General features: G+C 40.6%; 29 protein-coding genes. 24 read left to right on the plus strand and 5 right to left on the minus strand.

Annotated features, from left to right (window positions below; genetic code table 11):
* Positions 1-3 precede the first annotated feature (3 nt).
* From DFO72_RS08825 to DFO72_RS08840, 4 genes are all read left to right on the plus strand, one after another.
* A complete protein-coding gene (locus DFO72_RS08825; protein ID WP_113881338.1) occupies positions 4-1,065 on the plus strand; it encodes a branched-chain amino acid ABC transporter permease in 1,062 nt (353 codons plus the stop codon).
* A gap of 82 nt (positions 1,066-1,147) precedes the next feature.
* Positions 1,148-2,326 carry an ABC transporter substrate-binding protein gene (locus DFO72_RS08830; protein ID WP_113881339.1) on the plus strand — a complete coding sequence of 393 codons (1,179 nt, stop codon included), beginning with the start codon at positions 1,148-1,150 and terminating at the stop codon, positions 2,324-2,326.
* 254 nt (positions 2,327-2,580) lie between these two features.
* Positions 2,581-3,369, plus strand: coding sequence for an ABC transporter ATP-binding protein (locus DFO72_RS08835; protein WP_009333564.1), 789 nt, complete (start codon positions 2,581-2,583; stop codon positions 3,367-3,369).
* Entirely contained in the window at positions 3,369-4,541 is a 1,173-nt protein-coding gene (locus DFO72_RS08840; RefSeq protein ID WP_113881340.1) for a phenylacetate--CoA ligase family protein, read from the plus strand. Before DFO72_RS08835 ends, DFO72_RS08840 begins: the two co-directional genes overlap by 1 nt.
* A gap of 386 nt (positions 4,542-4,927) precedes the next feature.
* On the opposite strand, the gene DFO72_RS08845 is transcribed toward DFO72_RS08840, so the two are convergent.
* The 3 genes from DFO72_RS08845 to DFO72_RS08855 form a co-directional block, all read right to left on the minus strand.
* Positions 4,928-5,530 carry a class I SAM-dependent methyltransferase gene (locus tag DFO72_RS08845; RefSeq protein ID WP_166672446.1) on the minus strand — a complete coding sequence of 201 codons (603 nt, stop codon included), beginning with the start codon at positions 5,528-5,530 and terminating at the stop codon, positions 4,928-4,930.
* Positions 5,531-6,194: 664 nt separating this feature from the next.
* Positions 6,195-7,217 (minus strand): IS1595 family transposase, encoded by a 1,023-nt coding sequence (locus DFO72_RS08850; RefSeq protein WP_113881343.1) that lies wholly within the window; start codon positions 7,215-7,217, stop codon positions 6,195-6,197.
* A 158-nt stretch (positions 7,218-7,375) separates the two neighbouring features.
* Positions 7,376-8,176: a DUF169 domain-containing protein gene (locus DFO72_RS08855; RefSeq protein WP_113881344.1), complete on the minus strand. Its 801-nt coding sequence runs from the start codon at positions 8,174-8,176 to the stop codon at positions 7,376-7,378.
* Positions 8,177-8,349: 173 nt separating this feature from the next.
* Between DFO72_RS08855 and DFO72_RS08860 the strand changes: the two genes are divergently transcribed.
* The 7 genes from DFO72_RS08860 to DFO72_RS08890 all read left to right on the plus strand — a co-directional run bounded on the left by DFO72_RS08860 (position 8,350) and on the right by DFO72_RS08890 (position 15,190).
* A complete protein-coding gene (locus DFO72_RS08860) occupies positions 8,350-8,766 on the plus strand; it encodes an SRPBCC family protein (RefSeq protein ID WP_113881345.1) in 417 nt (138 codons plus the stop codon).
* Positions 8,766-9,092 (plus strand): ArsR/SmtB family transcription factor, encoded by a 327-nt coding sequence (locus DFO72_RS08865; RefSeq protein ID WP_113881346.1) that lies wholly within the window; start codon positions 8,766-8,768, stop codon positions 9,090-9,092. Before DFO72_RS08860 ends, DFO72_RS08865 begins: the two co-directional genes overlap by 1 nt.
* A 118-nt stretch (positions 9,093-9,210) precedes the next feature.
* The gene (locus tag DFO72_RS08870; RefSeq protein WP_113881347.1) at positions 9,211-10,581 is read left to right on the plus strand and encodes an MATE family efflux transporter; all 1,371 of its coding nucleotides are present in this window, start codon (positions 9,211-9,213) and stop codon (positions 10,579-10,581) included.
* A 134-nt stretch (positions 10,582-10,715) separates the two neighbouring features.
* Positions 10,716-11,729 (plus strand): hypothetical protein, encoded by a 1,014-nt coding sequence (locus tag DFO72_RS08875; RefSeq protein ID WP_113881348.1) that lies wholly within the window; start codon positions 10,716-10,718, stop codon positions 11,727-11,729.
* 71 nt (positions 11,730-11,800) lie between these two features.
* Complete coding sequence (locus DFO72_RS08880) at positions 11,801-12,487, plus strand: response regulator transcription factor (protein WP_113881349.1); 687 nt, start codon at positions 11,801-11,803, stop codon at positions 12,485-12,487.
* A complete protein-coding gene (locus DFO72_RS08885) occupies positions 12,471-13,892 on the plus strand; it encodes a sensor histidine kinase (RefSeq protein WP_113881350.1) in 1,422 nt (473 codons plus the stop codon). The genes DFO72_RS08880 and DFO72_RS08885 overlap by 17 nt, the downstream gene beginning before the upstream one ends.
* Before the next feature lie 266 nt (positions 13,893-14,158).
* The gene (locus DFO72_RS08890; RefSeq protein ID WP_113881351.1) at positions 14,159-15,190 is read left to right on the plus strand and encodes an STAS domain-containing protein; all 1,032 of its coding nucleotides are present in this window, start codon (positions 14,159-14,161) and stop codon (positions 15,188-15,190) included.
* A 57-nt stretch (positions 15,191-15,247) separates the two neighbouring features.
* On the opposite strand, the gene DFO72_RS08895 is transcribed toward DFO72_RS08890, so the two are convergent.
* Positions 15,248-15,877, minus strand: a complete 630-nt coding sequence (locus tag DFO72_RS08895; RefSeq protein WP_113881352.1) for a flavodoxin family protein — start codon at positions 15,875-15,877, stop codon at positions 15,248-15,250.
* 130 nt (positions 15,878-16,007) lie between these two features.
* Between DFO72_RS08895 and DFO72_RS08900 the strand changes: the two genes are divergently transcribed.
* The 12 genes from DFO72_RS08900 to DFO72_RS08950 all read left to right on the plus strand — a co-directional run bounded on the left by DFO72_RS08900 (position 16,008) and on the right by DFO72_RS08950 (position 24,166).
* Positions 16,008-16,409, plus strand: coding sequence for a VOC family protein (locus tag DFO72_RS08900; RefSeq protein ID WP_113881353.1), 402 nt, complete (start codon positions 16,008-16,010; stop codon positions 16,407-16,409).
* 5 nt (positions 16,410-16,414) lie between these two features.
* Positions 16,415-17,254 (plus strand): alpha/beta fold hydrolase, encoded by an 840-nt coding sequence (locus tag DFO72_RS08905; RefSeq protein WP_113881354.1) that lies wholly within the window; start codon positions 16,415-16,417, stop codon positions 17,252-17,254.
* A gap of 13 nt (positions 17,255-17,267) precedes the next feature.
* Positions 17,268-17,741, plus strand: coding sequence for a GNAT family N-acetyltransferase (locus DFO72_RS08910; protein ID WP_113881355.1), 474 nt, complete (start codon positions 17,268-17,270; stop codon positions 17,739-17,741).
* A gap of 100 nt (positions 17,742-17,841) precedes the next feature.
* Entirely contained in the window at positions 17,842-18,519 is a 678-nt protein-coding gene (locus DFO72_RS08915; protein ID WP_113881356.1) for an NAD(P)H-dependent oxidoreductase, read from the plus strand.
* Positions 18,520-18,630: 111 nt separating this feature from the next.
* Entirely contained in the window at positions 18,631-19,572 is a 942-nt protein-coding gene (locus DFO72_RS08920; protein WP_113881357.1) for a hypothetical protein, read from the plus strand.
* A gap of 17 nt (positions 19,573-19,589) precedes the next feature.
* A complete protein-coding gene (locus DFO72_RS08925; RefSeq protein WP_113881358.1) occupies positions 19,590-20,399 on the plus strand; it encodes a GNAT family N-acetyltransferase in 810 nt (269 codons plus the stop codon).
* A 27-nt stretch (positions 20,400-20,426) separates the two neighbouring features.
* The gene (locus DFO72_RS08930; protein WP_113881359.1) at positions 20,427-20,870 is read left to right on the plus strand and encodes a GNAT family N-acetyltransferase; all 444 of its coding nucleotides are present in this window, start codon (positions 20,427-20,429) and stop codon (positions 20,868-20,870) included.
* A gap of 388 nt (positions 20,871-21,258) precedes the next feature.
* Positions 21,259-22,215: a magnesium/cobalt transporter CorA gene (gene corA / locus DFO72_RS08935; protein ID WP_113881360.1), complete on the plus strand. Its 957-nt coding sequence runs from the start codon at positions 21,259-21,261 to the stop codon at positions 22,213-22,215.
* A 159-nt stretch (positions 22,216-22,374) separates the two neighbouring features.
* The gene (locus DFO72_RS08940; protein ID WP_113881361.1) at positions 22,375-22,902 is read left to right on the plus strand and encodes a GNAT family N-acetyltransferase; all 528 of its coding nucleotides are present in this window, start codon (positions 22,375-22,377) and stop codon (positions 22,900-22,902) included.
* 84 nt (positions 22,903-22,986) lie between these two features.
* Positions 22,987-23,124 (plus strand): hypothetical protein, encoded by a 138-nt coding sequence (locus tag DFO72_RS29405; protein ID WP_166672447.1) that lies wholly within the window; start codon positions 22,987-22,989, stop codon positions 23,122-23,124.
* Positions 23,121-23,789: a molybdate ABC transporter permease subunit gene (modB, locus tag DFO72_RS08945; protein ID WP_113881362.1), complete on the plus strand. Its 669-nt coding sequence runs from the start codon at positions 23,121-23,123 to the stop codon at positions 23,787-23,789. The genes DFO72_RS29405 and modB overlap by 4 nt, the downstream gene beginning before the upstream one ends.
* 185 nt (positions 23,790-23,974) lie before the next feature.
* A complete protein-coding gene (locus DFO72_RS08950) occupies positions 23,975-24,166 on the plus strand; it encodes a hypothetical protein (protein ID WP_113881363.1) in 192 nt (63 codons plus the stop codon).
* Positions 24,167-24,196: 30 nt separating this feature from the next.
* Here DFO72_RS08950 and DFO72_RS08955 read toward each other — a convergent pair whose 3' ends face one another.
* The gene (locus DFO72_RS08955) at positions 24,197-25,396 is read right to left on the minus strand and encodes an iron-containing alcohol dehydrogenase (RefSeq protein WP_113881364.1); all 1,200 of its coding nucleotides are present in this window, start codon (positions 25,394-25,396) and stop codon (positions 24,197-24,199) included.
* A 286-nt stretch (positions 25,397-25,682) separates the two neighbouring features.
* On the opposite strand from DFO72_RS08955, the gene DFO72_RS08960 reads away from it, so the two are divergent.
* Entirely contained in the window at positions 25,683-26,111 is a 429-nt protein-coding gene (locus DFO72_RS08960) for a MarR family winged helix-turn-helix transcriptional regulator (RefSeq protein ID WP_113881365.1), read from the plus strand.
* The last annotated feature ends 46 nt before the right edge of the window (positions 26,112-26,157 follow it).

Below are 26,157 nucleotides of genomic sequence, written 5' to 3' on the forward strand. Positions count from 1 at the left end.
CCGATGAGAAATCCTTTTGTAATGGATTGCGGAGAATTCCATGTGAATTATAAACAAGATATGGCTATCTGGAAAATATCAAGAGTAAGGATGCGTGTCTTTATTCTTCTGGCTATATTTGCAGTATTCCCGATGTTTGCATCGGATTATATCGTTGGACTGGCTACTCTTTGCGGAATTGCCGCGATTGGTGCCATTGGCCTGAACATCCTGACGGGTTTTACCGGCCAGATTTCCATCGGGGTAGGCGCCTTTCTTGGAGTAGGCGGTTATACCTCGGCCATTCTGACAGCAAAGCTGGGCTTAAGCTTCTGGATTGCCATGCCGACAGCCGGCATTGTGACGGCGATTGTAGGCGGACTATTCGGATTGCCTTCCTTAAGGCTAAAAGGATTGTATCTAGCCATTGCCACTCTGGCAGCACAGGTAATCATTTTGTTTGTTATTTCCCGCTGGGATGCGCTGACTGGCGGAACAGCCGGAATGGTCCTATCGAGGCCTGAACTTGGCAGTTTTGTCTTTTACAGTGAGCGGAGCTATTATTATCTGATGTTTGTGGTGCTGATTATTACAGCAGCCTTTACCCTGAACCTCTTCCGATCGCGGGTCGGCAGGGCATTCATAGCAGTCCGTGACCGTGATGTGGCTGCAGAAGTTATGGGAATCGATTTGTTTAAGTATAAGGTATTGGCATTTATTGTTAGTTCCTTCTTCGTAGGTATCGCCGGAGCTTTGCTGGGTCACTATACGATGGTTGTAAGTCCCGAGCTTTACAGCATTACAGTGTCCATCGAATACTTGGCAATCATACTGGTTGGCGGTTTAGGGAGTGTATTCGGGTCGATTTACGGAGCCGTTTTTATTACACTGCTTCCGGTTGTCCTCAGGTCAGGCGTAGAAATGATGAGCGGAATTTTCCCAGACCTATCTGCAGTCTTAATAGGAATGAAAGAGGTAGTATTTGGCCTCGTGATTATCTTATTCCTGATTTATGAACCGCAGGGGCTCGCAAAAATTTGGAAGAATATTAAAGACTACTTTAAGCTGTGGCCGTTTTCTTATTAATTCCCGGGTAATAATTTCTGAAAATTTTGAAAGTAAAACTTTCAAATTTTTATAAAAAGAGGTAAAAATGAGGGGGAACATTATGAAGAAGGTATGGAAAGGTTTATTGGCAGCATCATTAATGGCTGGAATGCTGGCTGGATGTTCAGGAGGCAGCGAGGAAGCATCCGGTGACAAGAAAGCCACTGTCAAAATCGGCGGTATTTTTGACCTAACGGGCGGTACCGGTGATGTAGGAACACCGTATGCAGAAGGTGAAAAAGCATTTTTTGAATCCATTGCAGGTGAGGAGATCAACGGTTATAAACTCGAATTAATCGGTGATGACTATGCTTATAAAATTCCTGAAGCTCAAAAACTTTATCAGAAATTAAAATCAAAAGATAAAGTATCGGCTATTTTAGGATGGGGCACAGGTGACACAGAAGCCCTTCGCCAGCAGGTGGCAGCCGACAAACTTCCATTCATCTCTGCTTCATACTCAGAGAATCTAAAAAATATTGACGAAAGCCCTTATAACTTCCTGGCCGCTGCTTCGTATTCCGACCAGGCAAGATCTGTACTGAAATGGATAAAAGACAACCACACTGGCGGCACACCTACTGTAGCTTTAATTTATAACGATACGGCTTTTGGAAAATCACCTATTGAAGATGCCAAAAATTATGCAAAGGAAAATGGCATTGAAATTGTTGATGAGCAAATAGTTGACCTGAAAACACTTGACGCAACCTCCCAATTACTGAACATGGAAAAGAAAAACCCTGATTATACGATTATCAATCAAACCTGGGGGGCAACCGCAACGATTCTAAAAGATGCTAAAAAGCTTGGGCTTGATACACAATTCATCGGTTTAAACTGGGCTGCCGGCGAAGGGTTGCTTCCAATTGCGGGCGATGCGGCTGAAGGATTTATCGGGGTTGTCACACACGCGTTCCCTTATGAAGATCTTCCTGGAATGGAAGAAATCAAGAAGTTCGTAGAAAGCAAAGGTGAAAAGCTGGAGGACAAGAACCAGAAATTTATCCAGGGATGGGTGTCTGCCAAAATTATGGTTGAAGGCCTAAAACTTGCTGAAGACCCGACTTCAGGCGAAGGGATCCGAGCTGGCCTGGAGAAAATCTCAAATCTTGATCTTGGCGGTCTAGCCGCTCCAGTTACATTTTCACCTGACAATCATGCTGGTACAAACCAAATTCGATTAGCAGAAGTCAAAAACGGCCAGTTTGAAGTGTTCACTGATTATATCGGCTACTAAAATGATGGGGGCGAGGTTTTATACCCGCCTCCTGTTAACATTTAAAGATTGGATCATTGCTTAAATTGTGAACTTGGCAAATAAAATCGAAATTCGGCAAAGAAACTTGAAATTTTTGCAAACATTGGAATCCGCATACAAATCTCAGATTTTGCAAATAAACTTAGAAAACCAGCAAACAACAAATGATTCAGAACTTGTCCTTGGAACGAATAAATAGAGAAAGAGTTTATAAAAGGCGGGAGGACAGATGCATGCTGACAATTAACAATGTCGAAGTGATGTACGATAAGGTCATCCTTGTGCTAAAGGGGATGTCGATGGTGGTGCCCAAAGGGAAAATAGTTGCTCTTCTCGGCAGTAATGGAGCCGGAAAAACGACTACCCTTAAAGCCATTTCCGGACTGTTGAAGAGTGAAAATGGTGAAGTAACAGACGGGTTTATCGAGCTGTATGGGGAGCGCATTGATGTAAGCGATGCTGAAACCATCGTAAAGAAAGGCATTTTTCAGTGCATGGAAGGAAGACGTGTCTTTAAGCACCTTTCTGTGGAAGATAACCTGATTGCGGGTGCTCATACCAGGAAAGACCGGAAGAATATTAAAAGTGATATTCAAAAAGTCTATCATTACTTTCCAAAGCTTGAAATGCTGAAGCACAGGCAGGCGGGATATCTGTCAGGAGGAGAGCAGCAAATGCTGGCCATTGGCAGGGGGATCATGGCAAAGCCGAAGGTGCTGCTTCTTGATGAACCTTCATTAGGACTGGCCCCGCTATTAGTAAAAGAGATCTTCGGGATTATAAAAAAAATCAATGAAGAAGAGGGGACCACAATACTGGTAGTTGAACAGAATGCCAATGTTGCCTTGTCGATTGCCGATTATGGATACATCATGGAAAACGGCAGGATTGTGATGGATGGAACAGTGGACCGGCTTCTCTCCAATCAGGATGTGCGTGAATTTTACCTTGGAATGGGGGATAAGGGACGGAAAAGCTATAAAGATATTAAATCTTATAAAAGAAGAAAGAGGTGGCTGTAGTGGAAAAGCTGAAGGAAGTGATCCAGCATGCCTATGACAATGCCCAAGGATTTAAAAGTCAGCTTGATAATGCACATATTTCTCCAAGTGACATTCTGTCACTAAAGGATCTACAAAAAATTCCTGTGCTTAAAAAAGATCGATTGCCGGAAGTGCAATCTGCAGACCAGCCCTTCGGAAGCCTTGCAGCTGTAAAGCCTAATGAGATGGCACGAATCTTTATGTCACCAGGACCAATCTATGATCCGCAAACCACCGAGAAGGATTTTTGGCGATTTTCAGAAGCTCTCAGGGCAGCTGGGTTTAACAGTAATGATATTGTACAGAATACATTTTCCTATCATCTTTCACCGGCAGGCTTTATGTTTGACTCGGCACTTCGTGAAATAGGAGCAACTGTCATCCCGGCCGGAACCGGGAATCGGGAACTGCAGATTCAGATCATGAAGGATGTCAGGGTAACCGGCTATGTGGGAACTCCCAGCTTCTTTAACCTTTTGCTTGATGCCATTGAAGAAAAGGGTTGGAAGATGGGAAATGATGTAGTCTTGAACAAAGCTTTCTTTACCGCAGAAATGCTGACTGAACAAATGCGGAAAAGGTGTGAAGACAATGGAATTTCCGTATATGAAGGCTATGGGACTGCGGATTGCGGATGTATTGCTTTTGAAGACAAGCAGGGCCCAGGGCTGAGAGTAACTGATTCTGCCATCGTTCAAATCTGTGACCCCCAGACTGGATGGGAGGTCTCAGATGGAGAAGGAGAAGTGGTTGTCACTCTATTTGATAAAAGCTACCCTCTCATCCGCTTTGGCACAGGCGACCTCTCCCGCTGGGGTAAAGGGTACGAGGGAAAAAGGATTGCAGGAGTGCTGGGGCGTGTTAGTGATGGAGTAAAGGTTAAAGGAATGTTTGTAAGGGAAAAACAGCTTGAACAAGTCTTGAATGAAGCAGGGTATTCGATCTTCCAGGCTGTTGTCACAAATAAGAACGGGCAGGATCAGCTTACCATTTTCATAGAGTCTGAGAAAGGGCTGGAACCCGAGCTTTCATCAAAAATTCAGGATGTGATCAGGGTTAAGCCAATCCTGGCATTAACAGCGGCATGCTCAATTAAAAAGGATGATAAGAAGCTGGTTGATAACCGGAATTACGAATTAAAAAAGGTGTAGTCAAAGGAGGCTGATTGAATCGGCCTTCTTTTTTGTGGAGAACTGAAAAGGATTTCAAGTTTTGAAATATGAATAAAGCCGAAAGTGGATCATGAATAAGAGAATGGGAGTTAATCTTTCACATTAACGCCGAAACTATGGTAGGGGAAGATAAAATGGTAGTTAATCAACTGGAATAACGCCGAGAATGTGGTAGGGATGATGAAAATGGTAGTTAAACAGCCGGATTAACAACGAAAATGTGGTTGTGAAAAGGAGAATGGTAGTTAATCAGAGCTAATAACGACGAAAAAGTTAAGAGGAAAAAAACGCAGCTACTCAGCTGCCAGCAACAAAAATAGAGTAGCAATCCCCAAATAATCACAAATGGTGCCGCTAATTAAAAATTAACGGCTGCCATCGTTATTCTCACACTCTATTACTAGAAACAATCCTTTATAATAGGAAGTTACGTTCGTAACCTTCATGCCGGATTCCTGAATAGCCAGAAGTGTATCACGGTTTAAGTGGCAGCCGTCACAAATTCGTTTCCATATAGGGTTTAAGGCCTCCTGTGCAAGTGCCAGAGCAGGCTGCTCCATTTTAACATGCTCAAAGAATAGTATTTTTGCCTTTGGCTTACAGACTCGTTTGATCTCCGCGAGTGCTTTGTCAGGATTTGGTATCGTACAGAAAACAAGAGTGGCAACTGCTGAATCAAATGTTTTGTCCGCAAATTCAAGATCTTCAGCTGACTGCCGGTGGATATGGATAGGTACTGCGGCCGAATTCTTGCGTGAAATAGATTTTTCAATCATTGCCTGGTTTGGTTCTATGGCATCGACCCGATCAGCATTTTTGTATAATGGGAAGTTAATGCCTGTGCCGGCACCAACTTCGAGTACCCGGCCGTCCGCCATGGAAAGAATTTCACTTCTGATTTTCCGGAATTTTCTTTTTTCAAGTGGCTGCATGGCCAAATCATATAGGGATGGGAATAAGCTGCTCAATAATTTCACTCTTTTCATAATAGCTGTCTTTTTTTTATTGGCTATGTTAAAGATAAAGGTTGATTATGATAAACAAAAACTCGCTAATCATAAGATAACGGGTTCGGTTTTGAAGTACAAAATTGCAATTTGCGGATAAATAATAAAATTATCTTTCGAATTAACAAGATACACAATAATTGGCATTAAAATTGCTCAGGGCATAAAAGCTCTAAGTGTTTATTATACATTGGCTTATTGAACTAACATCACGTAATCACTTATATATTGCCAGGATGGATAGAAAAATACATATTACTGCTGAAGTAAATAAGATGACAGAAGTTACAAGATTTCTCCTAAATTTAATAGCATATGCACAAAAAAATATTGCCGCAGCTAATTTGGAGCAGCTTTGAAAATAAGCATTATTAGAAAAAAATGAACTGCTAAAAATAATTGAAATAAGTAATGTTGCAGAAATTAGTATTTTAAACCACAAAGGCTCTTTTAGGAATTGTTTAATCATAAATTTTATCCACTGCATAACGGTATAACTCCCTTCAATACACTTTCATTTCTAATTAAACATATGATGTATTCTTGAAAAGTAATACTTACCTTTTGCAATGGTTGTAACATATGTATTAACAGCGTGATATGTAAAAATCAGGTACAAGAATTATCAAAATGCTATTTCTCGTAGTCTCAATGTTTTAGCAGTTTCCCACGTTCCGAAAACACTTGCTAAAATAAGCATTGATTTCTTCTTACTTAATTCACTTTCCATTTTTCTATTGTCAAGGAACTGGAACCAAACTAAATAAAGCTGCAAATACTTCGTTGATACACCATTGAAACGCTGTATCCATTTCTTTAATCTAGAGTCGTAATTGTTTATATTGTTCAAATGATAAATGCCTTTTTTTACGTATTCTTTCTTATTACCATTAATAACTACGTGTTCTAAAGCATTGTTGGCAGTGTAAGACTTGTACGAATTATGGGCATCAGAAATAATCACCGTATCTACTGGCAGATAGGGTGTAAGAGTTTCATCTATTTGTTCAGTTAAAATCCTTCCCGAACCTACTCTCTTAGATAAAGTGGTCTTATTTCGGTCTCGTGCTACTAAAACACATACTTGTTCATTAGATATGCCTCTTTTAGTAGCGGAGCCACCACGCTTCCTAGATTTACGATGTGAAATAACGTTCTGACCTTTAGAGCTTTCCAAAAAATAGGTCTCATCCACTTCAACAATACCTTCGAACGAATTAATATCTTCTTTCGCTAATGCCGATAACACCTTATGTCTCCAATAAAACGCCGTAACGTGAGTAATACCAACGATTTTAGCTGTTTTTCGTAAGGATAGACCTTTTAACATACACTCAATAAAGTTAATCCATTTGTCTGCTTTTTTAGTGCGAAACATAGGTGAATTAGTAAGGTCACTACTCAATTTTGAACAATCTTTGCATTTGTACCGTTGGCGACCATTTCTTTTGCCATATCTGACAATTGACAAACTTCCGCAATGACGACAATGAAATCCACTAGAAAATTTTCTTTCTCTTAATTCATTAATTAACGCACCTTGCTGAGAAACAGAAGGTGTAAAATATCGAGTCAGAAAATCTAGAATATATTCTTTGTCTTTGTCATTTAAAGTTGCAATATCAGATAGTATGTTTGCGATGGTCATTTGGAGGTACCCCTTTTGTATTTTATACGCTCAGGATACCACAATTAAAAAGTAATTATTCAAAATCAACCAAGAACTTTAACATAGCCTTTTTATTTTACCCTTTTCCCCAAATGAAACAAGCTGGTACCTCTCTTAGGGGCACCAGCATCAATAAATCAAGGGAGGGTGTCGAACATCTCGTTCAGCTTCTCATAGGTGTCCGGATACTTTGCCTCATACTGAAGGTAGGTTGGGACAGGGTAGCGCACACCGCCTTTGTGGGTTTGCTGTAATCCCTCAGCAAACTCATCTGCCATGGAAAAAGGAATGGTGAAGGCCATCTCGTGATCATGAGTCTGACCAAAAACACGGTCTCCATAGCATGGCAGGATCACCTGCGGCTTCCCTGTTTTAATCGTTTTAATAACGATATCGGCACAGTCAGCTCTAGCCGTAAAAGTGGATGTAATTTCACCGCCCGTATGATAAAGGGCAGCCGCAACCATTCTCATGACTTGGGCTGAATTCCCATAGACAGTGATTACTTCCGGTTTAAATGCTGCTCTCCCGAGCGGAGCCATTACTATAGTTCCGGCTTCCTCTTTTGAAAATTTAGGGACTGCCGCTTCGGTTAAGGCACCAAGGTCACAGGTTTTTGTATACATGCCATCTGTTAAGCTTCCTTTAGAGTAATAGTCCAGTTCCTCTTCAAATCCAAAAGCAATTTTGGCAATTGGGCATGATAAGTCTTCTTTGCCCATGGCAATGGACCAGCCATATCTTCTTGACATTGTCACACCCTGACAGATGCTGAAGGTTTTTCCAAAATCTCTGGCTGGACGCTTTACCCTATCAGGAAGTGCTTCTTCTTTTTTCAAAACTCTTATAGCAAGCGGAAAGGTGTCGGGACGCACATATGTAAGAATCGCCGTTTCCAGATCAGAAAGTTTTTGGGCATGGACCGTTTGCTGCATCATTATCCCTCCTTTAGATATAAATATATTTCTGTAAAATATATGGATTAACCTGCATATTTAGGCTTTAATTTAGGAAACATCATAATATTCCAGTTGACATGAAACCAAAAGGTTTTATATGATTGAAATGAAACCAAAAGGTTATATTTTATTCATAAAGGGGAGCAAGTAAAATGGAAACACTTCAGGATATTAAACAAACAGTCCTACTTAATGCGCCTATTGAAAAGGTTTGGAAGAAAGTCTCTACGGCAGAAGGAATTGAAGCCTGGTTTATGCCTAATGATTTTAAGGCTGAGCTGGGTTATGAGTTTCATATTCAGTCCCCATTTGGCCCGTCTCCCTGTAAGGTGACAGAACTGGATGAACCTAACCGCCTTTCTTTTAAATGGGATACAGATGGATGGTTTGTATCTTTCCTATTGAAAGATTTGGGCGGCAAAACTGAATTTACTCTTATACATGGCGGCTGGAAACAGTCAGATGAACTGGTTGAGAAAGCTCAAGCGGAGAGTGCGGTTATCCGTGAAAGAATGTCTCAGGGATGGACTGGAATTCTTGCGAAGCTTGGCAAGGTTGTTGAGGAATAATGGGTGTTTCTGCCAGGAAACATGATGTGTTTCAGGCAATCGCCGATCCAACGAGGAGAGAAGTGTTAAGGCTGTTGGCTGAAAAAGAACGCCCGATCTCAGAGATAAGTGCTCATTTTCCCATAAGCCGGACCGCCATATCAAAACATCTTCATATCCTTTCTGAAGCTGAATTAGTAAAAGGAAAAAAGGCAGGCAGAGAAAGAATCTATCATCTCCAGCCTGAGCCGCTGACAGAATTAAAGCAATGGCTGTCCTATTATGAACAATTCTGGAATAATAAGCTGCAAAAACTCAAATATATAGTTGAAGAAGAAAATGAGTGATGTCCTGGAAAAAGAGCTTCTGCAGCTCTTTTTTCTTTTGTATAAAAGGAAGGTCTTTATTCTTAAAGATATAATATAATGATATTTGTGTTTAATATTTTGTGAAGGAGTCTTTAGGATGTATCAGACGTTTACTTTAATGGAGAAGATCAGGCAAATCACCATCATGCTGATTCCTATTTTAATCACGCAGCTTGGCATGTTTGCAATGGTCTTTTTTAATACGATCATGTCGGGAAGATATAATGCTTCCGACCTTGCAGGCGTAGCGATAGGCTCCTCCATTTGGAATCCTGTTTTTACCGGGCTCAGCGGAATTTTAATGGCTGTATCTCCAATTGCGGCTCAAGCGTTAGGAGAGAAAAAGAACAAAGAAGTTACTTCTATCGTGAAAAATGGAATTTTTCTGGGCTTTGTTATTGCCTTTGCAGTCATCCTGTTAGGTTCTTTATTGCTTGACCCGCTGCTTGATAGCATGAATCTGACTAATGCTGTGGAAGCAACGGCTCGGGGCTATCTTGTGGGACTCAGCTTTGGGATCATTCCTTTATTTATATTTAATGTTTTAAGATCTTTCATCTATGCACTCGGCAAAACGAGAGTTGTAATGGTGATTTTGTTTTGTTCACTTCCAATCAATTTCTTCCTGAATTATGTCCTGATATTTGGCTATTGGGGATTTCCTGAATTGGGAGGAGCAGGAGGAGGGTATGCAACTTCTATTACGTATTGGTTCATCCTTATCATGACTGCTTTTATTATAAAAACGAAGGAGCCTTTTTCAAGCTATACGATATTCAGCGGTCTAAATGATTTTTCATGGGATAAATGCAAAGAAATCTTAAAGATTGGAGTACCCATGGGATTGTCAATCTTTTTTGAAACGAGTATGTTTGCAGTGGTGACCATCTTAATCAGTAAATTCAATGTGACAACTATTGCCGCGTATCAGTCTGCATTAAACATTGTTTCATTCCTGTATATGATTCCAATCAGCATCTCAATGGCGCAGACAGTGTTAGTCGGATTTGAAGTGGGTGCAGGCAGGTATAAGGATGCAAAGTCCTACAGCTGGCTCGGCATCTATTTAGCCGTATTGATTGCCTTGTTTACTGGGCTTCTGGTCGTATTTTTCCGCTATGAAGTCGCAGGTTTTTATTCCACTGACAGTGCCGTTATTGCGTTAACTGCCCATTTTCTAATTTACGCCCTGTTTTTCCAGGTTTCTGATGCCATCCAAGCTACTGCACAAGCTGCATTAAGAGGATATAAAGATGTGAATATTTCTTTTGTTATCACATTGATTGCCTATTGGCTGATCTGTCTGCCTGCTGGCTATGTTCTTGCACATTATACCAGCCTCGGGGCCACTGGATATTGGCTTGGCCTTACCTTCGGGCTTCTTGCTGCAGGTGTTTGTCTTTCAATGAGGCTCATCTTTATCCAGAAGAGGAGATTTATCAATGAAGAAGTTCGGGAAGCAGGCTAAAAACCGTCTGGCCGTTTATTGCGGCATTGACGGTTTTTTTTTTGTTTTTTTGACATCTTCCTGACATATTGCCCCGATATAGTAAAGTCGAGGTTAAGAATGCTTGGCCTTTAAAATAGTCAGGAGGTATAGTGATGAAAAAGACAATCATTGGTGTTAGCCTTGCAGGTTTAATACTGGCAGGAGGGTATGCAACAACATCTTTTGCAGCAGATACCGAAACTTCTGCAGAAAAAGGCGAGGTAAGCAGGAAATTTAAAAACAAGGGGTTTGGACATCATGGCAGGGGGGGGACTAATGACTCTGAATCTGTCCTTCAAAGAGCTGAAGAGCTCGGCATTAAAACAGAAGGAAAAGATGGCGAAACCTTAATTGGTGAAATCCGGGAAGCAGAAATTCTGAAAGAAGCGAAGGAGCTTGGGATTAAAACGGATGGGAAAGACGCTGAAGACCTTCTGGAGGAAGTAATGATTGCTAAGCTGAAAAAGGAAGCTGCAGAAATGGGCATCAAGACAGAAGGAAAAGATGCAGAAGCACTCCATGAAGAAATTGGTACAGCAAAGCTAAAAGAGGAGGCCAAAGAACTGGGAGTATCAACTGAAGACAAAGATTTGGTTACTCTTAAGAAAGAAATACAGGCTGCTTCATTAAACAAGAAGGCAAAAGAGCTGGGGATTTCTTCTGATGGAAAAGGTTTGCAGACCTTATCAGAAGAAATATACACAGCATCAGTAAAAAAAGAGGCTGAAAAACTAGGAATCTCCATAGAAGGCAAAGATATCAGGGAAGCTGCGAAAGAGGTCTTTTCCGTGAAGGTCAAAAAAGAAGCGAAGGAACTTGGCATATCAATAGATGGGAAATTTATTCAGCAAATTGCTCAAGAGGTTAGGGAGAAAAAAGTGGCTGATCTCGCTAAGGACTTGGGTATTTCCACCAATGATAAATCAACAGCAGACCTTATCGCGGAAATAGAAGAGAAGGACAGTGCTAAATTACAGGATGTAATTGGAGAAAATTTTATGGGTATTAAAGGGTTGGGCATGAAGGAAATGAGAGGCAGTCATGGACCTGGGAAAGATGGCAGCATGAGGCAGCGGGTATCAAAAGAAGATCTAACTGATACAAGTACAGATTCAGGCTCTTTGTAATAAGTATTAAAAATCCTCGTGTACAAATCCGGGGATTTTTCTGTATAGTTAACTTATTGGAGGAAAGTAAAATGAAAAAGATCCTTGTGGCAGAAGATGAATTGGCTATTTCCAGGGTTTTAAGCGCTTATTTGCAGCGAGAAGGGTTTGAAGTTCTAACAGCATATGATGGCACCGATGCCCTTGAGCAATTTTTCAGTCACACACCTCAGCTTGTGATCCTGGATATTATGATGCCCGGCATGGATGGATGGAGTGTACTTGAAAAAATTCGTGAAAAAAGTGCATGTCCTGTCATCATGCTTACAGCGCTGGGGGATATTGATTACAAGTTGAAGGGCCTGAATTCAGGTGCAGATGATTATATTTCAAAGCCTTTTATCGGGGATGAGGTAATTGCACGTGTGAATGCCGTATTACGGCGATCAGCAAATATGTACACGGATGAACATATAAAACAATATGGAAGCTTAACGATAAATTTTGATGCGCATATTATTTTCCTGAATGGCAAGGAAATAAGTTTGACCCCGCGGGATTTATCTTTGCTGCTGTTTTTGGCTGAAAGGCCTAACAGGACCTTCACCAGGGATCAGTTGATTGACCATGTCTGGGGAATGGATTATGACGGAAGTGACCGTGCTGTCGATTTGGCCGTAAAGAGGATACGGCAGGCATTAACGGACTGGCCGGAAACAGAAGGTGAAATAAGGACGCTCAGAGGAATGGGGTACCAATTCCATGTTTATGAAAAATAACAAAAGAACAACACTGCTCCGCTATTGGACAACCCGCTATCTTTTTACACTTGTCATCGGACTTATCATACTGGCAGCGGGATCTATGTGGTGGATCAGGCAGACAACTCTTGAAAACCGGTTGAACTTGCTGCAGTACGTTGCTGATGAAACTGCGGGGCGTGTCGTGCAGCAGGACGGCGGCATAGAATTTGACCCGTTTTTTAACAGAATGCTGGAGGAAAGAGCTAAGCTGCTGGAATTTAAGTTTGACCCCCAGGTTTTTATAAGCGATTTAAATGGCCAGATATTATATAAAAAATCTGGGCGTATGCAGAGAAATAACCAGGCTGGTCCCAATCTCGGAACTTTGCCTGCGGATTTGCTTGAGAACGAAAAGAACGTCCAAAAACTGGAGACACAGGATGGGCAGGCTGTGTATGCGGTCAAGTCGGTGATATCATTCGATAATAACCAGGTTGGATGGGTCGTGGTGGTCCAAAGCGCAGATGATTTGACGAACGTAAATCAGGAATATTCCTTGTTATTTATCATGCTCACAGGATTGGGTCTCCTCGGATGGAGTGTTATTTATTTTCTTTCAAGGAAAATTTCGAGGCCCATTCAGGAAGTAGCTCAAGCTGCCTCCAAAGTCAGCGAAGGTGACTATAAAATCGAACTGAATGCCAGAGCCAATGAGGAAGAGATTCATAATTTAATCATTTCGTTTAAAGAAATGACAGAGCGGCTTATGCACCTTGAAAGACTTCGGGCAGAATTGCTGGCTGGGGTCACACACGATTTGAAAACTCCTGTGACATCTATAAGCGGCCTAATTCAGGCAGTGCGTGATGATGTTGTAAGCGGGGAAGAAAAAGAGGAATTTCTTGATATTTCTTTAAAAGAAGTCAGCCGTTTGCAGAAAATGATTGAGGACTTGCTCGATTTCAATTCACTTTCGTCCGGTGCTTTTTCAATCAGGCCCGAAAACTGTGATATGAATAAGCTCGTGCAAGATATTGTAAGGCAATGGGCACTGGCACAGAAAGGCCATTTTCACTATCGTGTGGAAGTGCCCGCTGAAACCTTATGCAGATCAACAGACCCGTACCGTCTGCAGCAGATTATGATTAATTTATTGAATAATGCTTATCATGCCATTGATGAAGATGGCAGAATTACTGTTATTTTAAGCGAAAGATTTATTGAGGTTCATGATAATGGTTCAGGAATAGCGGAAGAGGAACAGCCTTATATTTTTGAGCGTTTCTACAGGGGTGAACAGAAGAAACTGAAAGTAAGAGGGCTCGGCTTGGGCCTTCCATTCAGCAAACTGCTGGCGGGTGCTTTGAACGCAAATTTATTTTTAAAAGAAAGTTCGGCAAAAGGCAGTATATTTACGATTAAGTGGGAAGAAGAAGGGTAGGTATAAGCGGGGAAGACTTGCTTGCCTATCTTTTTTTTGGAGGTGAATAAAAACTCTCCACAATGAGCTGCGGAAAGTTGCATGGATTATGGGCTCGCAGGCGGCAAATTTCAGCAGCTATTTTACATGACTATTTTTCATATTTAATAAGGGTTTAACGGAAGCATATACATTTTTGACTCTGAAATATTCTTGAGGGTAGAATAATAATGTTCTTTAAATAGATGACTAGATAGCAATCAATGTATAAAATGAGGGGGCATTCGATGGAGACTAACTCTTCCAAGTATGAAATAAATGTAAATGGATCTTTATTTGATTGGGATTTGGATGATGCAACGTTTAGATTTGAGAATGACGATGTGGTGGTATTTTGGGTAAACACAGCTTTCAAGACACTGCTGGACTCCATTGAAGAGATCTCTGGTGAAAAGTCGGCCAAGCTTGTCCTAGAGACAGCAGGGTATCGTACAGGGAAAATTGTCAGCAAATTTTATTTGGAATCGAATAGAGAAAAAGAAGACATTATCAATCATCTGCCCAATATTTATCTAACTGCTGGATGGGGAAAAACAGACATTGTTTCCTTCTGTCTCAAAGAAAAGAAAGCCGTTGTACGTGTTAACAGCGGCTGGGAATATAAGATTAATATTACTCAAAAGAAACAAACCGAAGGCACTTTTTTGCCTGGACATTGGGCAGGTGTGTTAAGCGGACTGTTTGAAACGAATATATGGTATAAAGTGAGGCAAAGCCAGGTCCAGGGTGATCAGTATTCCGAATACGAATTTTTCGAATCCGGCATTACACCCTCCCAGAATATTAGCGCATTGATAAAGGAGCGGACACAAAGCAACCAGAAAGAGCTGGAGAAGGAAATTGCTGAGCAGACCAGAGTATTGTCTGAAATCATTAAAGAGATTTCTTCTCCTATTATACCTGTGATCGACTCCATTTTGGTCATCCCTTTGGTTGGAAGATATGAAGAGCTGCGGGCAGAGGAATTGCTGAACAGAACATTACTGAATCTTCCCCGTTATAAAGCTGAGTATTTAATACTGGACTTAACTGGATTAAAGGGTGTAGATCAATATACTCTAGATTTTCTGAAGAAATTTGTGAAAGCCGCTTCTCTATTGGGCAGCAACTGTATATTTGTCGGGATTTCACCGGAGCTTAGCCTCCAAATAATAATGAGCGGAAATAAAGAAACGCAAATTCCATGTTTTTCTATTCTGCAGCAGGGAATTACCCACGCGCTAAATCAATTGGGGTTGGAGATTTCCCCCAAAAGATAGTGAGCAAAAAACCAGCATTTAGGGCTAATGCTGGTTTTTTACTGCATAATGATGCAACTATCCTTTGACGATATTTCCTTCTGCAGGTATCGGATGAGCTTTTAACATTCTAGCAAAATGGATTAAATTATAGGCCATTACTTTGGCATGCTGTCTTGTGAAGTCATTTTCATAGCCCTTTGCTTCAATGAAGGATGGGCCGGGACCAGCCTCTCCAACCCAATAGGTGTCAACGTTTGGCGGTATGGTGAATCCCATATGGCAGAGTGAATATAGCACAGAACGGGAAACTTGTTTGGCTCCATCTTCATTGCCAGTCACCACAACTCCGCCGACCTTGTTGTAATAAATATACTGGCCTTTTTCATTGGCCAGACTGCTTCCTCCATACAATCTTTCAATTACTTTAGTGGTGATGCTGCTCTGCTCGCCAAGCCAGATGGGAGAGCCAAGGATAAGGATATCTGACTCTTCAACCTTCTTAAAAATATCCGGCCATTCATCCTCCTGATCCACAGCTTCAGAAGTAATGCCATAACCAATCTTAAAGTCTGCAGCTGTAATGACCTCTGTTTCCACTTCCGTTTCATCAAAAAATTTAATAACCTCATCTATAAGTGCACCGGTATTGGAGGGTTCACTGCTCTTTTTTAGCGTACAGTTTAATACCAAAGCCTTAATTGTCATGTTTATTCAACTCCCTTTCTATTATCCAATACTCTTAATTCCCTTTACTTCCGTTCAAAAACAATAAAATAAAGGAAATGTGATGATTTTAGCGAATTACATAATTTGGTATGAGATTGGAGGGGCTGAAATGATCTATGAAATGACAGTTCAATTCCGGGTGCTGGATATGAAAACTGGACTGTGGTGGTATGAAACATTGCTTAATAAAAAACCTGATTTTATTCCGCATGAAGGATTTGCAGAGTGGGAACTCATCACAGGTTGCTGGCTTCAGATAGCTGAGGGATCCCCCAGTATAGGAAGCGGTCCAATTAGGCTGGGTGTGCCTGATCTAGAACAGGAACGTGAAAGACTAATCACAGAATTAAAAATAACTCCATTTGATATCCATACAAGAAAAGAAGTCCCTGTTAGGTGGGCTGCATTTTCCGATCCTTGGGGAAATAGAATTGGATATTTTGAATATATCGATAAGCATGAAAAGGAAACTCAAATAAAAAAGGTAATCAAAAATAAACTGTGGAGATGACTGCTATGGATCATCATTTTATAGAAAGAAAGGAAGGCTTTACCCTTCATTATCTGGAATGGAAACCTGCATTCGAGAATGACAGCCTTCCCGTTATATGTATTCATGGGAACCTTTCAAATGGAAGAATGTTCAGGTGGATAGGAGAAAAACTTTCTCAAGGAAGATGGGGAACACCAAGACGGGTCATTTCGATTGACTTAAGAGGGTGCGGGGACAGCAGCCTTCCGGAGACCGGCTTTACAATCCGGCATCTGGCCAGCGATATTGAGGCGGTTCTCCAGCACACAGGAATTGAGAAAGCACACTTTATTTCATTTTCCAGGGGAGTTCCGAATACTGTGCAATTTGCAGTAGATTACCCGGGCAAAATAAAGGGCTTTGTAGTGGGGGACTATCCTGCAAAAAGCTTTGTTATGAAAAAAGAGTGGGTTGACAACCTAATCGCCAAATATAAAATTCATCAGACGTGGGGGGAGCTTTATCAGTCTATCTCCCCTAATCAGGAAATCAGCCCGGAAGAATTTGCAGAAAGAAAAGAAGAATTCTATGTAAAAAAAGAAGATGGAATTCATGCGAGGGTTCATAAAGATCTCCCCATGAAGCTTCAGATGGATTCAGAGGATTTGGACTTAATGCACGGACTGGATCAGATTGAAGGGCCAGTCCTTTTATTGCGCGGAGAGGAAAAAGGCACTCTTATTAATGATGAAGAGGTACAGGAATTTAGAAGATATCATCCTTCATTAAAAGAAGAAATGATTGCAGGGTCAGGACATTCTGTTTTTGATCCGAAAGAACAAACAGAAAGCATTTTAAAGGATTATTTTTCCAATTTGGCATAGAAAGGAGAACATAATGAAGATTCGAAGTCTTCGCCATTCTGAGCCCCCTCCCAGGAATCTGCTATTATTGGCAGATCCTTCAATTGAATTTATTGAGGATTATCTAAATCGAGGGGAAACATATATTGCTGAACTTAACGGAGCAGTAGTCGGCGTTTATATCCTTCTTGCCACAAGGCCAGGAACATGTGAGATTGTTAATATTGCCGTTAGTGAAAAATATCAGGGGGAAGGCATCGGCAGAAAACTTCTTCAGCATGCAATAGAGCTTGCTATTCAAGGTGGAAATAGGACTCTTGAAATTGGTACAGGGAATTCCAGTATCGGGCAGCTGGCTCTTTACCAAAAATGCGGTTTTAGAATCACTGGGGTCGATAGAGATTTTTTTGTGCGGCATTACAAAGAAGATATCCATGAAAATGGAGTTCATTGCCGGGATATGATCAGATTGTCTATGGATTTACAAAGACAAGCTTCAAATGATTAGGAACGGCAGTGAAAAGGGCAAACTAAAAGCTGATTTCATGAATGTTATGCTGTAATGTGTTACGTTAAATTTAGAACGGTCAAAAAAGGAGTGGTTGGTTTTGCGTGAAAAGGAAACTTTAAAGGAAAACATTCTGAATGCCTATCAATTCAGGCATGCGACAAAAGAATTTGATCCAAATAAAAAAATTCCCGAAGAAGATTTTCGATTTATATTGGAGACAGGCCGTCTGTCACCAAGTTCATTTGGTTTTGAGCCATGGCGTTTTGTGGTTGTTCAGAACCAGGAGCTCCGTGAGAAAATTAAGAATGCCTCCTGGGGAGCATTCGGTAAATTGCCTGAAGCAAGCCACTTTGTTTTAGTCCTGGCAAGAATGAAAAAAGACACAAAATATGATTCCCAGTATCTGCAGAATCATTTTAGAAATACTCTGGGGATGCCGGAAGAACTGATGGGAAAATATTTGCAGAGGATTGAGGAATTCCAGAAGTCTGATTTTGATCTTCTGGAAGGAAACCGCCCTCTCTTTGATTGGGCCTGTAAGCAAAGCTACATCGCACTGGGGAATATGATGACCGCTGCTGCACAAATTGGCATAGATTCCTGCCCTATTGAAGGTTTTGATATTGAAAAAATGAATAAGCTGCTGGATGAGGAAGGATTGCTTGAAGAAGGAAGCTTCGGGCTGTCGGTAATGTGTGCATTTGGGTACAGAGTGAAAGACCCAAGACCGAAAACACGCAGACCATTTGATGATATTGTAAAGTGGATTGTTTAGGAAAAGAGCTTTGACTCTTTTCTTTTTTTATTGTTTAAAAAAGGAAATTAAAATAATAGCTAGAAAACTAATAAGAAATCAAATGGGCCTATTTAAGAAAGGAAATGAATTATGAAGATTACGAAAGAACTATTTGAAAATACAAGCAGATGGATAAAAAGAAATGCAAGGCCGCTTGAATCAGCTTTATGGTCATACCATTTTGAGGATCGTAAGGATGAAGGGGTAATAAAATGTCTTGAAGCTTTTCAGAATGACGACGGAGGATTTGGCCATGGCATTGAACCTGATTTCTGGTCAGCTCACTCATCACCGATGGCTTCATGGGCGGCCGGACAAATTTTGATGGACATTGAAGCAGAACCCGAGTTAAATGTTGTACAAAAGCTAGTAAATTATTTGGAACACAGCTATATGCATGAGAAGAAAATGTGGCTATCAGTGATGCCTTCAAACAACGAGTACCCACATGCTCCATGGTGGCACTGGACAGAGAGTGTCCAGGAAAATTGGTTTTATAACCCAAGTGCAGAGCTTGCGGGGTTCTTATTGCATTGGTCAACACCCGGAAGCAGTGCTGCTGAAATAGGGTGGGAAATGATTAAGAATGCAGCTGATTACTTAATGGAAGCTGATGAGATGGATAGACATGAAATAAACAACTTTCAGCAGTTGGTTAAGTTAATGTCTAAGCAGGAAACTGAATTTGATTCCAGAATTAAATATCCTCTCAAGCATACGGCTGAAAAAGTGAATGCTCTTGCATACAAAGCTGCCGGGAAGAACAAGAGAGATTGGGGATTAGGCTATACAGCCACTCCATTGGATTTTGCTGAGCACCCAGAAAATTCTCTTTCTATGAAATTCGGAACGTTAATTGATGATAATCTTGATTTCTATATTGAGCAGATCTCAAATGAAGGAACCTGGGATATTTCCTGGAGCTGGGGACAATTTGATAATGAATTCCAAATTGCACGCAATCATTGGAAAGGAATACTTGCAGTTAAGCGATATAAGATATTGTATTCTTTTGGAAGGCTAGACGTTTAATAAATGAGGTGCAAATTATGAATCTAGTGATGAAAAGTGACTTAGCTGAGAGGCTCGACCAGGCAGAGACAGATGTACTGCATTCCAGATTGACAGCTATTAAAAATCGGGATGGAAACCCAATGGGCGTGGAAATTAAAAGAATTGGCCAGACAACCGCTTTTTTTGCAAGGAATATTCCGGGTCCATCCTTCAATCTTGTTAAAGGATTTAAGGAAGCCGAAGCCGAAGTTCTGGATCAAATAGTTGATTTCTACCAGGGAAAAGGAATCCCCATTCGATTGGAGATCACACCTTCTAACGGATCATCAGATTTATTGAAGATGCTTCATCAAAAAGGATTTTATCAGTGTGATTTCCATACCACTCTGTTTGCGGAGCCTTCAGATCTTAAGGACCTTCCCATTCATGCTGGTATTGATATACGCAGGATGAAAAGAGAGGATTTTGACCTTTTCGGCGAGGTGTATACAAAGGGGTTTGGCATGCCTGGATTCCTTAGCCAAGGGATAGCTGAGAATAATGAGGTGCTTTATGGCAATGAAAACTGGGTCTTTTATCTCGCATTTGTAAACAACGATCCAGCTGGAATAGGTGTCATTTTTATGGAAGAAGGGGTGGCAAATCTTGCGGCTGCGGCTGTTTTGCCTTCTTTCAGAAACAGGGGAGTCCACAGCGCGCTTATTCAAGCCCGAATCTGCCAAGCGATTACAAATAATGCCGGGCTGGTGACAGGTCAGGCAAGGTTTGGTTCGGCAAGCCAGAATAATATGGAAAAAGCAGGTTTGAAAATTGGATATACAAAAGCGATTTGGATAAGGGAGTAAAACCGCATGAAGGCAGGAAGGTGTAAAATGGAGCATAAAATACATATCAGGAAGACGGCTAATGAGGATATTCCCAAGCTTGCGAGTTTAATGGGAGACTTGGGTTATCCTGTATCGCGAGATCAGATGGAAACAAGGCTAAATAACATCGGCTCACATCCTGATTACTGCACATTAGTGGCATGTCTAAAAAATAAGGTTATTGGCATGGCTGGATTCCATACAGGTCTTTTATACAATACTGACGGCATTCATATCCGGGTTATTGCTTTAGTTACTGATAAAGATTACAGAGGCATTGGTGCAGGCAAGAAACTGATGCTGGCTGTGGAAGATTTTGCAGAACAATTGGGGGCTGCAGGAATCGTAATAAATAGCGGAAACAGGACTGAACGTGAAGAAGCTCATCATTTTTATTTAAGTTTAGGCTATCAGGCAAAGAGTACTGGGTTTGTGAAAACTCTCCATTAGAAAGCGGGTATTAATATTTAGTATAAATGGAGCGCCTTTATTATGAGGTGAAGGAAAAGGAAACCAGGCTGTTTAAGCAGCCTGGATTTTCTTTATAAAGAGGCTTTTACATCCATCTGTTTTGCTGAATCAGTCTGTTGCCTGTCAATTTTGCTTAGAAGGATACCCAGTGCAGTACCTGCAAAAGCAGGTAAAAACCTATTCCATTCCAACAGATGTGAAAGGCAATACTTCCCTTAGGGTGACTTGAATAAGAAAAGTATATTCTTGTTTAAAAGAGCAAGGTGAAGAGGTAAATAATAAATATCCAAGTGGAAGAGGGGAAAATCAGGATATCGTTATCAAAAGTGGAAAAAATACGTTTACAGAATGGAACTAGGAGACAATCATGATTAGAATACAAGCTGTTAATAAAAAAAATGAACTGCAGAAAGATATTACAATTGAAAGCCTGAAAGCAGAGTGGGAAAGTTATAAGTGGTTTTGGGTTGATTTTGATCAGCCAACCGAGGAGGAAACAGCGGAACTCGACAAGACTTTTCATTTTCATCCCCTGGCAATAGAAGATTGTGTTGTCAAACTCCAGCGCCCCAAAATGGATTATTATGAAGACTACAGTTTTTTTGTCACCCATAGCTTAAATCATATTAATGAAGATAAGCAGGAAATCAATTTTTTTATTGGTTCAAATTACATAGTATCGTACCACCATGAGCTCTCCAAAGAAATGAATGATGTTTGGGAAAGGCTGAGCCTGAGTAAGAAAATCAATAAATGGGATCCCTATCTGGTCATGTATCATATCATTGATAAAATAGTGGATAATTACTTTCCCATCGTTTATCAGCTGGAAGATCGTTTGAGCCTCATTGAAGATAATCCAAATGATGAAACAATGGAAGAATTATTGGAGAAATTATTTGATATCCGCCATCATTTATTGCAGATAAGATATACAGTCATTCCGATGCGGGATTTAATATACCGTGTCATTAATTCCCATAGGCTTAAAGGGGTAAAGGAAAGATACGAATACTTTGCTGATATTCATGACCACTTATTGAAATTGACAGAAATGATTGATGAAAACAGGGAATTGACGACCGATATCCGTGACAGTTATTTATCGATCAACTCCCATCAGACAAACCGGGTGATGAGAGTCCTTACCGTGATAACCACCATATTCATGCCATTAACCTTCATAGCGGGCATTTACGGTATGAATTTTGAAAACATGCCGGAATTAACATGGAAATATGGATACTTTGAAACGCTGTTTTTAATGTTTATTATTGCCTTAGGCATGTTTGGGTGGTTTAAGAAGAAGGGCTGGTTTCGATAAGTGCATAATGAAAGCTTTGCCTGAAATTTTAGGCAGAGCTTTTTTAATGGTTTTGTTATAAGGAAGGGAGGAGAACTTTTTACTTATATGGAATGTTAATGTATTAGATTCGCTAGAAGCGGATTGGTTAGAAAAATTATAAGAAACGAGTGAGCGGGAATGGATATTTTCGAGGTTAAATCCATTGAAGGATATAAAAAAGACCTGTCCAAACTATTAATTGAGGTGGTAAATGAGGGAGCGTCCATAGGGTATCTGCCCCCGCTTGATCAAGCTAAGGCAGAGGAATATTGGGAGGATTTATTAAAAAATAATGATGTGGTATTGTTTTTAGCTGTATTGGATGGGAAAGCTGCCGGAACAATCCAGCTCCATTTATGCCGGAAAGAAAATGGAAGCCATCGTGCGGAGATTGCAAAATTAATGACAGACCCCTCCATCCGCAGAAAGGGTTTGGGACGCTTTCTATTAAAAGCGGCAGAAGATAAAGCGAAACAGGAGGGCCGAAGCCTGCTTGTGCTTGATACAAGAGAAGGTGATGTTTCCAATATTCTTTATCAATCAGCAGGATATGTTCAAGCAGGCATCATACCAGGCTTCGCACAGTCTGAACAAGGCCATCTGGAGGCAACAGTGATTTACTATAAAAATCTAAACGTGACTTATGACACAAAAACTTCAAGTTAATAGAATGCTGCTCTAAATTTTTCATTTATAATGATAAGGTATATTATATTTAACAGATGTATTTCTATTTACAAAGGAGTTTATATGATTATTTTCTATCAGCTGGGAGTATTAAAAGAGAGTAAAAACCGGGATACGGCACAGCTTTTATATGGATTTATTCAATCTGAACATGGTATGTCTAAAATGGAGCAATACGGTTTTTCTTACCTGCTGAAATGATTCAATCCGAATACTTTTGGTCACCGGTTAAACTCTCACTGGAAATTGCCTCTATATCGCTTCTCGCTGTTTTAGTGATAGGTGTTATAGCTGCAAAACTGATGGCAAATCGGACGTTTAAAGGCCAGGCAATTATAGATACTTTGCTGCTTTTGCCATTGGTCCTTCCTCCTTCCGTTGTAGGATTTCTGCTTATTGTGATTTTTGGAAAGCAATCTTTCGTCGGACGAGGGATTGAATGGCTGTTTAACGGGCCAGTCATTTTCACGTGGTGGGCTGCTGTTATTGCAGCGGCCGTTGTAGCCTTTCCACTGATGTATCAATCTGCCAGGGCTGGTTTTGAATCCATTGACAATGAGATTGAAGACGCCTCAAGAGTCGATGGTGCATCTGATTTAAAGGTTTTTCTTTATGTAACGATGCCGCTTGCTTCTAAAGCTATCATGACAGGAGCAATATTAAGCTTTGCGAGGGCAATAGGGGAATTTGGAGCCACATTAATGTTTGCAGGCAATATTCCCGGAAAGACACAAACACTTCCCACCGCGATCTACGTTGCTATGGATTCAGGGGATATGGAACTGGCTTGGATGTGGGTTTCAATTATTTTACTGATATCAACTTCCATGCTTGTGTTCATGAATTTTATTAAGAAACGTTTCTAGAAAGGCGGAATGCAGTCATGCAATCCGCCTTTTATTTCTGAGGACATTGGATTAATTCACGTCGATGAGCGCCATTAACTGCTTCTGACTCTTCCTGAAAGGCACTAATCTCATGGATAAGCGCCATTGGCTGCTGCTGATTCATCCTAAAAGGCACTATTCTTATTGATAGGTGCCATTGAACCATGAATCGCACAGCCAGGCTAAGGGAGGGAGAAATGCTTGCAGTCATATTCGCATGCATTATTATCACAGGGATAAGCCTGTTAACAGCCGATGTATTTTTCCTGACCGAAGCTGCTCCTGGTGAGTGGCAGCTTATAAGAAGGCATATTGGAGCTGGTATTTTTTTAGTAAATAATCTTTTAATAAAATGATTTTTAGATGAAGAACAGGAATATCCCATATTAGTCTTTGATCAGCTGGTACAGTCTAAACATATCATCTCTGCTGAAGATTTTCGGAACAGGATACAGGGGATTGGCTTCCTTTAAGGCACGTTCAGCCATGATTGGAATGTCACTGTCTTGAATTCCGCTCACTTTTGGCGGAATCCCCATTCTGCTGTTTAGGGATTTTATGCTTAGAATAAAATTTTTGGCTTTGACTTCAGCCGAATCTGACGTATTGCCAATACGAGCGGCCACTGCCAGCTCAGCCAAAGGATCCCATACTGCCTCTCCATAATGCTCCAGGACATATGGAAGGATGACGGCATTTGCCAAACCGTGTGGGACCGAATAAAAACCTCCGAGCGTATGGGCAATAGCATGAACATTGCCAACATACGCCCTGGTGAAAGCCAGTCCTGCAAGATAAGCAGCTTTTTGCATCTTGGCTCTTGCCGTCAGGTTTTCGCCATTCTGGTATGTTTCATAAAGATTATCATAAATAAGCCGGACTGCATCAATGCTGAATTTTCTAGTATCAGCTGTATTGCTTCTGCCAATGTAGGCTTCGATGGCATGGGTTAGTGCATCCATACCGGTTGCAGCTGTTATATGAGGAGGCATTTTTAATGTAATCAACGGGTCAAGTACTGCATAATGCGGGATTAAGTTCAAATCAATGATCGCATATTTTTCGTGTGATTCGCTGTCAGTTATGACCGCTGCAACAGTGGCTTCACTTCCTGTACCTGCTGTGGTTGGAACTGCAAAAATGGGGGGGAGCTCTTTTCTAACCTTAAATTGGCCTTTCAATTGTGAAATGCTTTTCTCTGGCCTCACAACTCTTGCACCAACTCCTTTGGCGCAATCCATCGGAGAACCCCCGCCAAAAGCAATAATCCCCTGGCAATCATTCTTTTTATATGCTTTCAATGCTTCTTCTATATTCGTAATTGTAGGATTTGAAATGGTTTTATCATATATATTAAATTCAATGTTTTTTTTCTGTAAATTTGAAAGCAAACCATCCATTAGGCCAAGAGCACTGATGCCGCTGTCAGTTACAATCAGAATTCTGCTGATTTCTTTCTTCTTAATAACATCAGGAAGCTTGTCCAGGCTGTTGGCACCTTCTAATAATTCCGGTTCCCGCCATGGCAGAAAAGGCGATGCCAGCTTGAAGGTTTTTTGAACCATTCGGCAGTATGCACTATACATACCCTCACCCCCCTCCTAATTTTATCGGAAAATTCTAATATTATAACTTATATATACCTTTATGTTAAAGATGAAGTCAATATGCTGAATGTTATAAAATGGTCAGAATTTAATAATGTGTTAAAACACTTGGCTTAACAAATTAAGCATCCGTCCCATCCTTTCTCGTTTTCTTTGCGGAATGAGAAGGAATTCTTCATTCCGGAAGATTGACACAATCATAAATGTATTTTATAATTATCTCGAAATCAAGATAAATTAATTCGAGGTATTGGCAGGTGATAATATGAAAAGGTCGTGCCCTAACCCGGCATTCCTTATTCTCATGCAGACATCCAAATCCATTCATGAATGCATAAAGGACAGTATCACCAATTATAGCCTTAGCATGACTGAGTTTTCAGTGCTGGAAGCTCTATACCATAAAGATATGCAGACGATACATGAAATTGGAAAGAAGATATTAATTACGAGCGGCTCGATGACTTATGTAATAGATAAGCTTGTGGAAAAGGGATATGCCAAACGAATCGCATGTCCGAATGACCGCCGGGCGATTCATATTGGTTTAACTGATCAAGGAAATAAGTTATTGGAAGAGATTATGCCGGAACACCAGGAATGGGTGAACACTTTTTTTGAAGAGCTGAATTCAGCTGAGCTGGATCATTTAATAAATTTACTTGAAAAAGTTAAAAAACGGACAGAGATTTAGATCTAATATCTTGAATTGAATATATTTGAATTGAAATGAGTTTTAT

The sequence above is a fragment of the Cytobacillus oceanisediminis genome, from assembly GCF_004366035.1.
GTDB classification, from domain to species: domain Bacteria; phylum Bacillota; class Bacilli; order Bacillales; family Cytobacillaceae; genus Cytobacillus; species Cytobacillus oceanisediminis_C.